We start from the raw sequence: 12,864 nt of genomic DNA, 5'->3' as shown, positions 1-12,864 counted from the left end.
TCAGCGCCGGATCATCCAGGCCCAACTCGTCGTAGGGCGTGCCCTTCCGGCGCAACAGATCGCGCACGGAGATCCCCATGCGAGCGATCAATCCGGCGAGCTCGGCCCGGCGCGGCGGCGTTTTCAGATACTCGATGACCGTCGGTTCCGTTCCGGTGTTGCGGATCAGGCCAAGGGTGTTGCGCGAGGTGCCGCAGTCGGGGTTGTGGTAGATCGTGACGGTCACGGGAGCCTCGCGCATCAGACGCAACAGGAAGGTGCCGGTTTCGATGCTTCTGGCTCAGGGGCAAGCGTATCGGGTGAGCTGCAGCAGGAAGATGGCGCCTTGACGCCTGCCTTTGGCTTCGGACTCGAGCTGCACACGCCGGTCTCGGGCAGTTCGAGTTCGACACGCGCCGCTGCGGCCTCGTCGCCGACGAGGGCCGCGACGATCGAACGGACCTGCTCGTATCCGGTCGCCAGCAGGAAGGTCGGCGCCCGGCCATAGCTCTTCATTCCGGCGATGTAGAAGCCCACCTCGTGATGGGCCAGTTCCCTGGCACCGTGCGGACGGACCGTGCCGCAGCTGTGCAGGTTGGGGTCGATCATCGCACCAATGCCGGCAGCGCTCTCGAGCCACGGATCGAGCGACAGGCGGATCTCCCGCAGCATCGACAGGTCGGGCCGGAATCCGGTGGCGACGATCATCTCGTCCGCCTTGAATTCGCCCGGCACACCCCTGTGGTCACCCGTCACGAGCAACCGTCCGTCGCCATCGCGGGCGATCTCGGCAATGCGGAACGGGGCGAATACTTCGACCGCGCCGCTCAGGGTCAGGTGCCGGCCGCGCAAGCCCAGCGCGCCCCGGGCCGGAAGTGCGTCCGCCGCTTCGCCGCCGAAAGCGGATTCGACCCGCTCCTTGCGGACGATCCACAGAATGCGGGTGCCGGGCGCGGCGGCGCGAAGCTCCGCCAGTTCGTTGAGCGCATTCAGCGCGGAATGGCCGCTGCCGACGACGGCGACCGTCTTCCCGGCATAGCGCGCCCGATCCTTGCCGAGCACCTCGGGGATGCCGGTCGCGATCCGGCCCGCGGCTTCAGGTTCGCCGATGGCAGGCAGGCCATCCGACCCGGCCGGGTTCGGCCGCGTCCAGGTGCCCGAAGCGTCGATCACCGCCCGGGCCTCGATGGTCCGCATGCTGCCGTCCGTGTCGGCGATGCGCAGGACGAACGGCATGGTCTCGCGGCCGACCGTGCGCACCTTGTCCGTGTTCCGGCGAGTGACGCCGACGACCTTGGCATTCAGGTGAATATGCGGCGCCACCGCCGGCAGCGCGGCGAGCGGCGCCAGATATTGTTCGACCAACTCGCGACCTGACGGCACGTCTTCAGGGTCGGGGTGTGCCCATCCGGCATCCGACAGCATCGAGGCCGCCAACTTGTCGACACAATAGCGCCAGGGCGTGAACACGTGGACGTGGCCCCATTGAAGGACGCTGTGGCCCACCGTCTCACCCGCCTCGAAGACGATCGGCGTCTCGCCACGGGCGACGAGTTGCGCCGCGGCGGCGAGGCCGACGGGACCAGCGCCGATGATGGCAACGGGAAGCTTCGCGATGGTCATGACGCAGCCTTTTTGTTCGAAGGATTGCAGCCGGCGGAGGGCGCATCGGGGAGGCAGGCGGCATAGCCCTCGCCTCGACCGCAGCAATTTTCGGTGAGGAACCCGACCAGACCGCTCATCTGGGCGAAGTCGGCGGAGTAGATGAGCTGACGGCTGACGCGCCGCTGGTTGATCAACCCGGCACGGGTCAGATGCTGGACATGGAAGGTCAAGGACGAGGGCGGCATGCCGAGCCTTTCGGCGATGACACCGGCAGGCAATCCATCCGGACCGCATTCGACGAGCATGCGGTAGGCCGCCAACCGGTGTTCATGAGCCAGGGCGCCCAGGGCGTCGATCGCTTGCTTCGTATCCATGACCGCCATCCGATTTTTCGAGTAAAATCGAAATTATGGAAAACCGGGCGGCGAGTCAACGTCTTTTCGAGGATTATCGAATTGACGGTGGTTGCGATGCGGCATCTCCGGTCGGCTGCCGAACCCCCGCTTGCTCACCCGTCAGGGTAGGCTTGCACCGCATTGACCGTGAAAGCGGATGGGCGACGTCTCGTTCACCCGATAGCGCGTAGGGCGGGAGCGGCGGCCCGCACCGCTCCGGTCAGAGTGCCGGGACCGAATGATGTTCATGAACGACCGTCCACTGGCCGTCGATTTTGCGCAGGCCGATCGTCAGGCGGAAGTTGAGTTCCTCCCGCTCGGGTGCTCCGCCGACGCATTGCATCGCGGCGATGACGAAGCCCACGTCGGTGCCGGCGACGATGCTCATTTCCTTGATGTCGAAGACGGCCGGGTCGGGTGCGCAGGAAAAGAACAGGTCCCAGGTGTTGCGGTAGGCGTCGATCCCGTTGGACTGGAACGGCGGCGGCACGTCGAACATCAGGATATCGGTGTCGTGATGCCGGAGAATCGCGTCGAAATCCCGGTTGCGCACCGCTCCTGCCCAGTCTTCGACAAGGGCCCGGATTGCGGTTTCGTCTCTCGATCCGTTCTGAAGTTCGTTCATCGGATTTCTCTTTCTGCCTCGGACCCCGTTTCTTTACAGACTATCGAATTTGTCGCGCGCCAAGTGTCTGGCAGTCCCTGGCTGCTACTAAGGTCGGGAGCCCGGCCTGCTGCGACCAAAATGCCCAGCTTGGATATTTGAATAGTAAATCCTGTCGAGCTTCGTTGTTCATAAATAAAGATAAAAAATGTAAATAGACGTCAATATCCGGATCAATACTGTTCGGTCGAGATAGGGACGGCGGTGTCCTCGCCGGTCAGTCTGCATTCCTCCAGCGGGCAGGGTCGGCGACACCCGCTAAACCTTCGTCACCCGCGGCACTCCCGGCTCACCCGCCGGCGCCCCCAAGGCCATCGACAGGCCGTGGGCCGCCAGCACGAGGTGGCCCGCGATGTCGCGGACCTGGGCCGTACCGAAACGGCCGACCGGGCCGCTGACGGTCAGCGCGCCGGCCAGCACGGGGCCGGCGGCGAATACGGCGGTGGCGGCGGACGCGGTCTGGGCGTCGTAGACGCCGGAGCTGGCATAGACCGCCACGCGCCCGTCGCGGCCGACGACCGGCCAGTCGGCGGTACGCAGCACATGGCCGGTCGAGGTCGCGTCCAGCGGGATCAGCACGGCGGGCTTCGGCACGTCACGCACCGCCTGCGGCGACTCGACGCGGAACAGCCGCAGCCGGCTGTCGCCCTCGCGGATATGGAACGCCACGCTCTCGCGCGTCGCTGCCGCCAGCTGGTCGAGCACCGGCAGCACATGCTGGTCCAGGCGGAAATTGTCGCGATAGGTGGCGCCCAGCTGCATGAGCTTCGCGCCCAGCTGATAACGCCCGTCGTTCAGCCGCACGACATAGCCCGAGCGCTCGAGCGAGACCAGCAGGCGCAGCACCGTCGGCTTTGCCAGCTCAGTCGTCTTGGCGAGGTCGGCCAGACCTCGGGAGCCGTCGCCGATGAAGGCGTCGAGAACCGCGAGCGCCCGTTCGGCCGCGTTGACGCCCTGGGCCTTGCGCGCCGGGGCCGAGAATGTCTCCAAGCCTGACAAGAATGCTCCTCGCTGAGGGTCGCCTGCTCACGCGAAGCCGGCACCGCCTCGATCAATATCACGCCGCCTCAGCCGCTCCGAAGGCTTGACGACCGCCGCATGCTATTACACTCTACGGAATGCCGTTCCATTTTCAATGGATTTGGCGATCGGTCTGCCGCCAGAAGGGAAATTGCCCATGACGTCCGGTTTCAGGATTGCCCCGCGCGGGCGTGCGGTTCCCAAGGCGCTGATCGAGAAATTCAAGGGCCTGCCCGTCGCCAACGTCAGCGACGTCATGTCCCGCACGACCGGCGCCGGGCCGACCTTGCGGCCGATGCATGGCGGCGGCGCGCTGGCCGGGCCGGCGCTGACGGTCAAGACGCGGCCGGGCGACAACCTGATGATCCACAAGGCGATCGACATGGCCGAGCCGGGCGACATCATCGTCGTCGACGGCGGCGGGGTGCTGGAAAACGCGCTGATCGGCGAGCTGATGCTGGCCCATGCCACCAGGCGCGGCGTCGGCGGCTTCGTCATCAATGGTGCGATCCGCGACGCAGCGGCGCTGCGCGCCCAGCACCTGCCGGTGTTCGCTGCCGGCATCACCCATCGCGGCCCCTATAAGGACGGCCCGGGCGAGATCAACCTGCCGATCGCCATCGCCGGGATGGTGATCACGGCCGGCGACCTGATCCTGGGCGACGACGACGGCGTGCTGTCGGTGCCGTTCGACGATGTCGAGACGGTGCTGGCCGCTGGCTGGGCCAAGCATGCCGCGGAAGAGAAGCAGATGGCCGCCACCGTGGCCGGCACGGTCGACCGCAGCTATGTCGATGCCACCCTGATCCGGCTCGGCTGCGAGATGGCATGACCGGCAAGACCATCAGCGAAAAGATCCTGTCGCTGAAGTCGGGCACGGATGCGCGCGCCGGCGACCTGGTCGTGTGCGACGTCGATTGCGCGCTCGGCACCGACGGATCGACGCCGATGGCGCTCGACTATTTCGCCAGCATGGGCGGCACCACGGTCCGCCACTCCGATCGCCTCGTGTTCGCGCTCGACCATTACGTGCCGCCGTCCAGCCCCAAGACGAAGGAGCTGCATCGGATGATGCAGGATTTCGCCAAACTGCACGGGATCGCGCTGCACGAGGCGGGCGAGGGCATCGGGCATCAGTTGATCGTCGAGACGGGGCGCGCCCTGCCGGGCAGCCTGGTCGTCGGCGCCGACAGCCATGCGGTGACTTACGGTGCGCTCAACAGCTTCGCTACCGGCATCGGCTCGTCGGACCTGGCGGCGATCATGCTGTCCGGCCAGATCTGGCTGCGCGTGCCGTCGTCGATCCGCGTGACCCTGACCGGGCTTCTGTCGCCCGGCGTCTATCCCAAGGACATCGCGCTGACACTCGCGGGCCTGCTGCGCGCCGATGGGGCGGCCTACCAGGCGCTCGAATTCGCCGGCGACGGGGTGGCCGCCCTCGATCTCGAGGACCGGCTGGTCTTGAGCAACCTGGCGGTCGAGATGGGCGCCAAGAACGGCATCTTCCCGGCCGACGCCAAGACCGCGGCCTATCTGGCCGGCCGCACCGACCGGCGCTTCGAGCCGGTCGCCGCCGATGCCGACGCGGTCTATGCCCGGGAGATCGCGCTCGACCTGGATACGCTGGTGCCGCAGGTGGCATTGCCGCATCTGGTCGACCAGGTCGTGGCGCTCGGCACGGCCGCCCAGGCCCCGGTGCATATGGTGTTCCTCGGCACCTGCACCGGCGGACGGCTGCGCGATTTCCACCAGGCGCGCGACGTGCTGGTGGCCGGCGGCGGCGTGGCGCCTGGCGTGCAGCTCGTCGTCACCCCGGCATCGCGCGAGGTGCTGGAGGCGATGCAGGCCGACGGCACCTATGACGATTATATCCGGCTGGGCGCCACCATCGTGCCGCCGGGCTGCGGCGCCTGCTGCGGCACCTGCGGCGTGATCCCGGGCGACGGGGTCAACGTCGTTTCCACCGCCAACCGGAACTTCAAGGGGCGCATGGGCAACGGCGCCGCCTCGATCTACCTGGCGTCGCCCGCGAGCTGTGCCGCCGCCGCGGTCAGCGGCACGATCGGAGGGCCGTCGTGATCGCGCCACGGCTCGTCGGGCAGGCGCGCCTGTTCGGCGACGACGTCAATACCGACTACATCATCAGCTCGACCCGCAAGCGCGAGAGCCTCGATCCCCAGGTGCTGCGCCACTACCTGTTCGAAGGCATCGATCCGGGCTTCGCCCGGACCATCGTGCCCGGCGACGTCCTGGTGGCCGGCAGGAATTTCGGCTGCGGCTCGGCCATGGAGGTCGCGGTGACCGCGATCCTGGGCGCCGGCATCCCGGCCGTCCTGGCCCAGAGCTTTTCCCGCACCTATTACCGCAACGCCATCAACAACGGCCTGCTGCCGCTGATTTGCGACACGCGCCGGATCCGCGCCGGCGACCGGCTGTCGATCGGCGGCGGCGCCGACATGGCCGTCCTGAACGAGACGACCGGAGAGACCCTGATGCCCGAGACGCTGCCGCCGATCATGCTCGACATCCTCGCGGCGGGCGGGCTCGTCCCCTACATGCGCCAGCACGGAGGCTTCGTCGTCTGATGGCCAACTATCGCCTGCGTCTGCCCGGACCGACCGAGGTGCCCGAGCGGGTGCGCCAGGCCATCGCACGGCCGGTGGTCAATCATCGCGGCCCGGAATTCCGCGCCGAGCTGGCCCGGGCCGAGGCGCTGATCCAACCGGTGCTGGGCACGGTGAACCGGGTGCTGTTCTTCGCCTGCTCCGGCACCGGCATGATGGAAGCGGCGCTCGTCAACGTGGTGGCGCCGGGCGAGCGGTTGCTGATCGTGGTGCATGGCCAGTTCGGCGAGCGCTTCGCCGCGATCGCGCGCATGCTGGGCGCCGAGATCGACCTGCTGGAAGTGCCCTGGGGCGAGGCGGTCGATCCGGCAGCCGTGGCGGAACGCGTCCGGCAGGCGGACTACCGGGCCGTCGTCGTGGTCCATAACGAAAGCTCGACCAGCGTGGTGAGCGACCTCCAGGGCCTGGGCGCAGTGTTGCGCGACAATCCGGCGCTGCTGGTGGTGGATTCGGTCAGCGGCCTCGGCGGCGTCGAGATGCGCCAGGACGATTGGGGCGTCGACGTCGTCGTGTCCGCGTCCCAGAAGGCGCTGATGTGCCCGCCGGGCCTGGGGCTCGCCAGCCTCAGCGCCAAGGCCTGGGCCGTGGTGAACCGCGAAGACCGGCGGCCAAGCTTCTACTGGAGCTTCGGCAAGGCGCTGGCCTCCATGGAAAAATCGGAGACGGCGTTCACCGCGCCGGTCAGCCTGGTCGGCGGCCTGTGCGAGGCGCTGGACATGATCCATGCCGAGGGCTTGCCCAACGTACTGGCCCGTCATCGCCGTCTGTCCGATGCCTTGCGCGCCGGCGGACGGGCGCTGGGCCTCACGGAATTCGGCCGTGCGCCCGTGCTGTCCAGCACGGTGGTGGCGTTCCAGGTGCCGGACGAGCTCGACGGTGCCCAGATCGTGCGCGCCATGTATCAGGACCACGGCACCGTCATCGCCGGATCGCGCAACCGGCTGTCGGGCCGGGTCATCCGCATCGGCACGATGGGGGCCTTCGATACCGGGACCATCCTGACCGATCTGGCGCATCTGGAAGCGGTGCTGACCGGGATGGGACGCACGATCACGCCAGGCGCGGGCCTGGTCGCGGCAAATGCATTGCTCACTGCCTCGATCTGAGGCGGCGGGCGGGCAGGGCTCGGCAAGCTGACATTCGCGGTAGGGGGACAGGATGAACGTGTCTTATCGACTCTTGGGACTGGGTGTCGCGGCGATCGCGATGACGGGCATTCTGGCCGGTCCGGCCGCGGCCCAGCAGCACCTGGTGCTGTATTCGGCGAACGACGATACCGTAAACACCATGGTCTCGACCGGCTTCACGGCCGCGACGGGCATCAAGGTCGACGTGATCTCGACCGGGTCGGGCGTGCTGCTGCGACGCCTCGCCTCCGAGCGCGAAAATCCGCAGGCCGACGTGGTGTGGGGCACCAGCGCCTCGCTGCTGAAGCAGAATAGCAGCTATTTCCAGCCCTATGCGGCCAAGGAAAAGGACGCGGTGCCGGCGGCCTACCGCGATCCGGACGACCTGTGGCTGGGCACCAACCTGCAGATCCTGACCATCAGCCAGAACACGACATCCATTCCGGCTGCCGCCGGCCCGCATTCCTGGGCCGACCTGCTCGATCCGAAATGGAAGGACAAGATCGCCTTCACCGATCCTGCGAATTCCGGCTCCGCCTATGTGACCGCGACGTTCCTGCTGGCGCTGTGGGGCAATGACGACGGCGCCTGGAGCAAGCTCGGCCAGCTGCTGGGCAATACCAAGGTGCTGAACCGCTCGACCCTGGTGTTCGACGGGAACGGCAATGGTGAATATCCGCTCGGCATCTCGCTCGAATATGCCGGCAACCTGTGGGCGCACAATGGCGCGCCGGTGCAGGTGACCTATCCGGCCGACGGCACCGCGGTGGTGCCGGAGGCGATCGCCATCGTCAAGGGCGCGCCCGACCTGGATGCGGCGAAGGCCTTCGTCGACTTCATAAACAGCAAGCCGATGCAGACCCAGATGCTGCAGACGACCTTCCGTCGGCCGGCGCGCCAGGACATCGATTTCTCCGCCGTGCACATGCCGCCGCTGTCCGAGATCAAGCTCGTCGCCTATGACGACCTGAAATGGGACGCGGCGCGGCGCCAGACGCTGGAGCGGCTGAAGACGCTCATCCAGAACACCCGCTGACCGGCGGGCCTGCCCCTTGACCGCGATCCGCCTCGACGCGCTGACCCGGACGTTCGGCACCGTCCGGGCGGTCGACGACATCTCGCTGACCATCGAGGATGGTGAGTTCTTCACGCTGCTGGGGCCGTCGGGCTGCGGCAAGACCACGCTGCTGCGCATGATCGCCGGGTTCAGCGACGTCGAGCGCGGCAGCATCTGGTTCGACGACCGGCGCATCGATCAGCTGCCGGCGCACCAGCGCAACATCGGCATGGTGTTCCAGAACTACGCGATCTTCCCGAACCTGACGGTCGCCCAGAACGTCGCCTATGGCCTGCATGCCCGGAAAATCGCCCGCGGCGAGGTCGATCGCCGGGTGGCGGAGGCGCTGGCCATGGTCGAGCTGCCGGACCATGGCACCCGCTGGCCGCACGAGATGTCCGGCGGCCAGTTGCAGCGCGTCGCGATCGCCCGCAGCCTGGTCATCAAGCCGGCGGTGCTGCTGTTCGACGAGCCCTTGTCCAACCTCGACGCCCAGCTGCGCACCCATATGCGGGTCGAGATCCGCCAGCTGCAGAAATCGCTCGGCCTGACGGCGGTATACGTGACCCACGACCAGGAAGAGGCGCTGGCGATTTCCGACCGGATCGCCGTGCTGCGCGGCGGCAGGATCGAGCAGGTCGGCACGCCTGAGGCGATCTATCGCACACCGGGCACCGCCTTCGTCGGCTCGTTCATGGGTGCCACCAACATGCTGGCCGGCATGGTCGAGGCCAGCGACGACGACACGACCCGCATTACGGCCGGCGGCGCCACGGTCCTGGTGCGCGGCCGGCAGGGTGCTGCCGGCGACCGGGTGCTGCTGTCGATCCGGCCGGAGACCCTGCGCCTGGCCGCAGACGGTCACGACGGCCCCCAGCTGGTCGTGCGCCTGACCCTGCGCGAATTCCTGGGCCCGATCCTGCGCCTGCATGCGACCCTGCCGGACGGCACGGCCCTTCGCGTGGCGGCGCTGGGCGGCCAGGAGGTGCGGGCGACGCCCGGGGCCGAGATGGCGCTCGGCTACGACCCGGCGCAGATCATCGTCTATCCCGCCCCATGACTGGCTTCGGCGGCCTGACCGCGTTCCGCACCGGCATCAGCCTGTTCGCGCTCGCGTTCCTCGCGCTCTTCCTGCTGTACCCGCTGTGGATGGTCATGCAGGCCAGTTTCCAGGACGAGGTCACCGGCCATTTCACGCTGGCGCCCTACCTGAAGATCCTGTCGAGCCGCTATTACGTCGCCAGCCTCGACAACAGCCTGATCGCCGGCGCGCTGTCGATGGTCTGCGCATCGGCGATCGGCGTGCCGCTGGCCTTTTGCCTCGCCCGCGTCGAGATGCCCGGCAAGTCGTTGCTGATGACCCTGGCGTCGCTGCCGCTGGTGCTGCCGTCCTTCGTCGGCGCCTATGCACTGGTGCTGCTGTTCGGCCATGCCGGCGTCATCACGACGGCGCTGCGCCGGATCGGCCTGCCGGTCGGCGACATCTACGGTATGACCGGCATCGTCATCGTCTTCACCCTGACGCTTTATCCCTATGTGCTGATGCCGACCCTGGCCGGCTTCAAGGCGATCGACATCTCCGTCGAGGAATCCGCGCGGAACCTGGGTGCCTCGCGCTGGCGCGTGTTCCGCACGGTGCTGCTGCCGATCGTCGTGCCGTCGGTCCTGGCCGGCGCGCTGCTGGTGTTCATCGAGACCCTGGAGAATTTCGGTGTGCCGTCGGTGCTGGCCGAAGACCGGCCGTTCCTGTCGCTCGACATCTTCAAGCTGTTTGCCGGCGAGTCCGATGCCAACCCGGCCGCCGCCGGGGCGCTCAGCGTGTTCCTGGTCGGCATCACCGTCGCCGTCCTGCTGCTGCAGCGCCACTACCTGGCGAAGCGGCGGTTCGCGACCGGTGCGCGGCGCACGCCGTCGCTCATTCCGCTGCCCCGGCCCTGGCGGCTGCTGGCGACGGCCTATTCCTGGGGCGTCGTCCTCTTGTCGCTGCTGCCGTTCGGCGCGGTCCTGGTCATCTCGTTCCTGCAGTTCCGCGGTCCGGTGTTGAGCTGGCAGCTGGGCCTCGGCAACTACGCCACCCTGCTGCACGGCTCCTATCAGCCGCTCTACAACACCGGCATCCTCGCGACGGTGGCGGCGCTGGCCGCGACCGTGCTGGGCGCGCCGATCGGCTACGTCCTGGTGCGCCATCGCAGCAAGCTGTCGACCGCGCTCGATGTCGTCGCGATCGTACCGTTCGCCGTGTCGGGCACGGTGCTGGGCATCGGCATGATCATCGCGTTCAACAGCGGCTGGCTGGTGCTGACCGGCGGATGGCTGATCCTGGTGCTGGCCTATGTCGTGCGCAAACTGCCGTTCAGCATCCGGTCGGCCAGCGCCATCGTCCACCAGATCGATCCGAGCCTGGAGGAGGCGTCGATCAATCTCGGCGTCTCGCCGCTCAAGACCTTCGCCACCTTGACCGTACCGATGATGGCGGGTGGTCTGATGGGCGGCATGGTGCTGGTCTGGGTGACGGTCGCGGCCGAACTGAGTTCGACCATCGTGCTCTACAGCAGCCGCTGGGCGACCATGACGGTGCTGATGTTCCAGGCGCTCGAAGGCACCGCGCCGGGGCAGTCGGCGGCGGCGGCCTCGATCCTGATCCTGTTCACCGCCGTGCCGCTGCTGCTGGTCTACCGCTTCCTGCGCCGCCAGGACGGATCGTTGCTATGAGGATGCCATGACCGAGATGCCCGAGATCAACTTCCGCAGCGACAATGTCGCGACGGTCAGCCCCGAGATCCTGCAGGCGCTCGCCGCGGCCAACAGCGGACCGGCCGCCTCCTACGGCGACGACGCGCAGAGTGCTGCGCTCAACCGGTCGTTCTCGGCCTTGTTCGAGGCCGACGTCACGGTCTTTCCGGTCTCGACCGGCACGGCGGCCAACGCGCTCAGCCTCGCCGCCTGCGTCAAGCCTTACGGCGGCATCCTGTGCCACGAGCATGCCCACATCCATACCGCCGAGGGCGGTGCCACGGAGGCATTCACCGGCGGCGCCAAGCTCATCCCGCTGCCGGGCGAGCAGTACCGCCTGACCGCCGACACCCTCGGCCGGGCGGTGTCGCGCATCGAATGGGGCGTGCGCAACAAGCCGCAGCCGGACGCGCTCTCGATTACCCAGGCCAGCGAACACGGCACGGTCTATCGCCTGGACGAGCTGGCGGCACTCGGCGACATCGCGCATGGCGCCGGCCTGAAATTCCACATGGACGGCGCCCGGTTCGCCAATGCGCTGGCGGCGCTCGGCTGCACGCCGGCCGACATGAGCTGGCGGCGCGGCGTCGACATCCTGTCGTTCGGCGCGACCAAGAACGGTGCCATGAATACCGAGGCGATCGTGGTGTTCGATCCCTCCCTGGTCGAGCCCTTGTCCTACCGCTTGCGCAAAGCCGGGCAGACCTGGTCCAAGATGCGCTTCGCCGCGACGCAGTTGCTGGCCTATGTCGAGGACGGGCTGTACCTGCGGCTCGCCGCCCGGTCGAACGGGCTCGCCACCCGTCTGGCCCAGGCCCTGGCGGCGCTGCCGGGCGTGTCGCTGATGGCGCCGGTCGAGGCGAACCTGATCTTCCTGTCGCTGCCGCCTGCGATGATCGACGCCATGATCGCCGGCGGCGCCCGGGTCGCGCGGCGCAGCGACAGCGTCATCCGCCTCGTCACCCGGTTCGACGGGCGCGAGGAGGACATCGATCGCCTGATCGAGATCGCCGAGCGCGCCAGCCGCAACTAGTACCTCTGCACAGAGGATTTGACGGGTTGAGCGCAGCGCTAGCTCCTCAGCTCCGTCGCTGAGGGGCTCGGACGGAATAGCGGTCTTGGGTGGAAAGCGGATGGTCTGGTTTCAGAAAATGATGCGGCCATATCGGACGTTCGCCCAAGGAAAAATGATCCGCAAGCGGGCTACGATTGCTCGGAACGCATAAGTAGAAGATGTGAACTAGTTCGAGTTCTAATCGAGAAGCTCGCGTACAAGGTAAAAATGGTTGCCCATCCTGGTCACAGTCGTATTTTGCGCTGGCCACTTCGTCTTGCCGGCTTCGACCATACTTGGGATGGCATCGGTCTCATCATAGACCATATACGCCGATGTGTTTGCAATTCCGGCAAAGCCCGTCTCTTCCCAATGGAATTCCTGATATCGGGCACCCTCTCTTGCCGCTCCCGCCTCGATCGCGTGCTCCATGCGAGGCCGTTCGATTAAGAATCGGGGAGAAATTCCGGAATAGTAGTAGGCGAGCGGTGCGGCAATGCCAAAGACAGGTGCAATGGCCCCCGACGCCACACGGCGCCACCGTCGTCTCCAAGCGCTGTTCATCATCGCGCCAAGCCAGGCGACAGCGGAATAGACCGTCAGGAT

14 protein-coding genes are annotated in these 12,864 nt (G+C 67.3%); 8 read left to right on the top strand and 6 right to left on the bottom strand.

Annotated elements, in window-relative coordinates:
• From VGV37_RS09635 to VGV37_RS09615, 5 genes are all read right to left on the bottom strand, one after another.
• The coding region (locus VGV37_RS09635; RefSeq protein WP_326879450.1) for an ArsC/Spx/MgsR family protein at window positions 1-226 on the bottom strand (226 nt) is incomplete at its 3' end.
• Between the two features lie 14 nt (window positions 227-240).
• Window positions 241-1,602 (bottom strand): NAD(P)-binding domain-containing protein, encoded by a 1,362-nt coding sequence (locus tag VGV37_RS09630; protein ID WP_326879449.1) that lies wholly within the window; start codon window positions 1,600-1,602, stop codon window positions 241-243.
• Complete coding sequence (locus VGV37_RS09625) at window positions 1,599-1,958, bottom strand: helix-turn-helix domain-containing protein (protein WP_326879448.1); 360 nt, start codon at window positions 1,956-1,958, stop codon at window positions 1,599-1,601. Before VGV37_RS09625 ends, VGV37_RS09630 begins: the two co-directional genes overlap by 4 nt.
• 241 nt (window positions 1,959-2,199) lie before the next feature.
• Window positions 2,200-2,604, bottom strand: coding sequence for a YybH family protein (locus VGV37_RS09620; RefSeq protein ID WP_326879447.1), 405 nt, complete (start codon window positions 2,602-2,604; stop codon window positions 2,200-2,202).
• A gap of 297 nt (window positions 2,605-2,901) precedes the next feature.
• Entirely contained in the window at window positions 2,902-3,642 is a 741-nt protein-coding gene (locus tag VGV37_RS09615) for an IclR family transcriptional regulator (protein WP_326879446.1), read from the bottom strand.
• 178 nt (window positions 3,643-3,820) lie between these two features.
• Here VGV37_RS09615 and VGV37_RS09610 point away from each other — a divergent pair, with 178 nt between their 5' ends.
• Genes VGV37_RS09610 through VGV37_RS09575 form a run of 8 tightly spaced genes read left to right on the top strand, consistent with a single transcriptional unit; the run spans window position 3,821 to window position 12,237 of the window.
• Window positions 3,821-4,495: an RraA family protein gene (locus VGV37_RS09610; RefSeq protein ID WP_326879445.1), complete on the top strand. Its 675-nt coding sequence runs from the start codon at window positions 3,821-3,823 to the stop codon at window positions 4,493-4,495.
• A complete protein-coding gene (locus VGV37_RS09605; RefSeq protein WP_326879444.1) occupies window positions 4,492-5,742 on the top strand; it encodes an aconitase/3-isopropylmalate dehydratase large subunit family protein in 1,251 nt (416 codons plus the stop codon). Before VGV37_RS09610 ends, VGV37_RS09605 begins: the two co-directional genes overlap by 4 nt.
• Window positions 5,739-6,248 (top strand): 3-isopropylmalate dehydratase, encoded by a 510-nt coding sequence (locus tag VGV37_RS09600; RefSeq protein WP_326879443.1) that lies wholly within the window; start codon window positions 5,739-5,741, stop codon window positions 6,246-6,248. The genes VGV37_RS09605 and VGV37_RS09600 overlap by 4 nt, the downstream gene beginning before the upstream one ends.
• Complete coding sequence (locus VGV37_RS09595; protein WP_326879442.1) at window positions 6,248-7,393, top strand: alanine--glyoxylate aminotransferase family protein; 1,146 nt, start codon at window positions 6,248-6,250, stop codon at window positions 7,391-7,393. Before VGV37_RS09600 ends, VGV37_RS09595 begins: the two co-directional genes overlap by 1 nt.
• Window positions 7,394-7,451: 58 nt before the next feature.
• On the top strand, window positions 7,452-8,450 hold the full coding sequence (locus VGV37_RS09590) for an extracellular solute-binding protein (RefSeq protein WP_326879441.1): 999 nt from the start codon (window positions 7,452-7,454) through the stop codon (window positions 8,448-8,450).
• Between the two features lie 16 nt (window positions 8,451-8,466).
• Entirely contained in the window at window positions 8,467-9,531 is a 1,065-nt protein-coding gene (locus VGV37_RS09585) for an ABC transporter ATP-binding protein (protein ID WP_326879440.1), read from the top strand.
• The gene (locus tag VGV37_RS09580) at window positions 9,528-11,183 is read left to right on the top strand and encodes an iron ABC transporter permease (RefSeq protein ID WP_326879439.1); all 1,656 of its coding nucleotides are present in this window, start codon (window positions 9,528-9,530) and stop codon (window positions 11,181-11,183) included. Before VGV37_RS09585 ends, VGV37_RS09580 begins: the two co-directional genes overlap by 4 nt.
• A 7-nt stretch (window positions 11,184-11,190) precedes the next feature.
• Window positions 11,191-12,237: a threonine aldolase family protein gene (locus tag VGV37_RS09575; protein ID WP_326879438.1), complete on the top strand. Its 1,047-nt coding sequence runs from the start codon at window positions 11,191-11,193 to the stop codon at window positions 12,235-12,237.
• A gap of 219 nt (window positions 12,238-12,456) precedes the next feature.
• On the opposite strand, the gene VGV37_RS09570 is transcribed toward VGV37_RS09575, so the two are convergent.
• Window positions 12,457-12,864, bottom strand: a 408-nt coding sequence (locus VGV37_RS09570) for a hypothetical protein (RefSeq protein ID WP_326879437.1), incomplete at its 5' end; no start/stop codon positions are given.

It is taken from the genome of Aliidongia sp. (assembly GCF_035943795.1).
Taxonomy (GTDB): Bacteria; Pseudomonadota; Alphaproteobacteria; order ATCC43930; family CGMCC-115725; genus Aliidongia.
Note: the sequence above shows the minus strand (reverse complement) of the source record. Positions and strands in the feature narration are given on the sequence as shown.

Excerpts from the sequence above, each read along its gene's own strand:
- VGV37_RS09630 (WP_326879449.1), bottom strand. The coding sequence starts at position 1,602 with ATGACCATCGCGAAGCTTCCCGTTGCCATCATCGGCGCTGGTCCCGTC.
- VGV37_RS09625 (WP_326879448.1), bottom strand. The coding sequence starts at position 1,958 with ATGGATACGAAGCAAGCGATCGACGCCCTGGGCGCCCTGGCTCATGAA.
- VGV37_RS09620 (WP_326879447.1), bottom strand. The coding sequence starts at position 2,604 with ATGAACGAACTTCAGAACGGATCGAGAGACGAAACCGCAATCCGGGCC.
- VGV37_RS09610 (WP_326879445.1), top strand. The coding sequence starts at position 3,821 with ATGACGTCCGGTTTCAGGATTGCCCCGCGCGGGCGTGCGGTTCCCAAG.
- VGV37_RS09605 (WP_326879444.1), top strand. The coding sequence starts at position 4,492 with ATGACCGGCAAGACCATCAGCGAAAAGATCCTGTCGCTGAAGTCGGGC.
- VGV37_RS09595 (WP_326879442.1), top strand. The coding sequence starts at position 6,248 with ATGGCCAACTATCGCCTGCGTCTGCCCGGACCGACCGAGGTGCCCGAG.
- VGV37_RS09580 (WP_326879439.1), top strand. The coding sequence starts at position 9,528 with ATGACTGGCTTCGGCGGCCTGACCGCGTTCCGCACCGGCATCAGCCTG.
- VGV37_RS09575 (WP_326879438.1), top strand. The coding sequence starts at position 11,191 with ATGACCGAGATGCCCGAGATCAACTTCCGCAGCGACAATGTCGCGACG.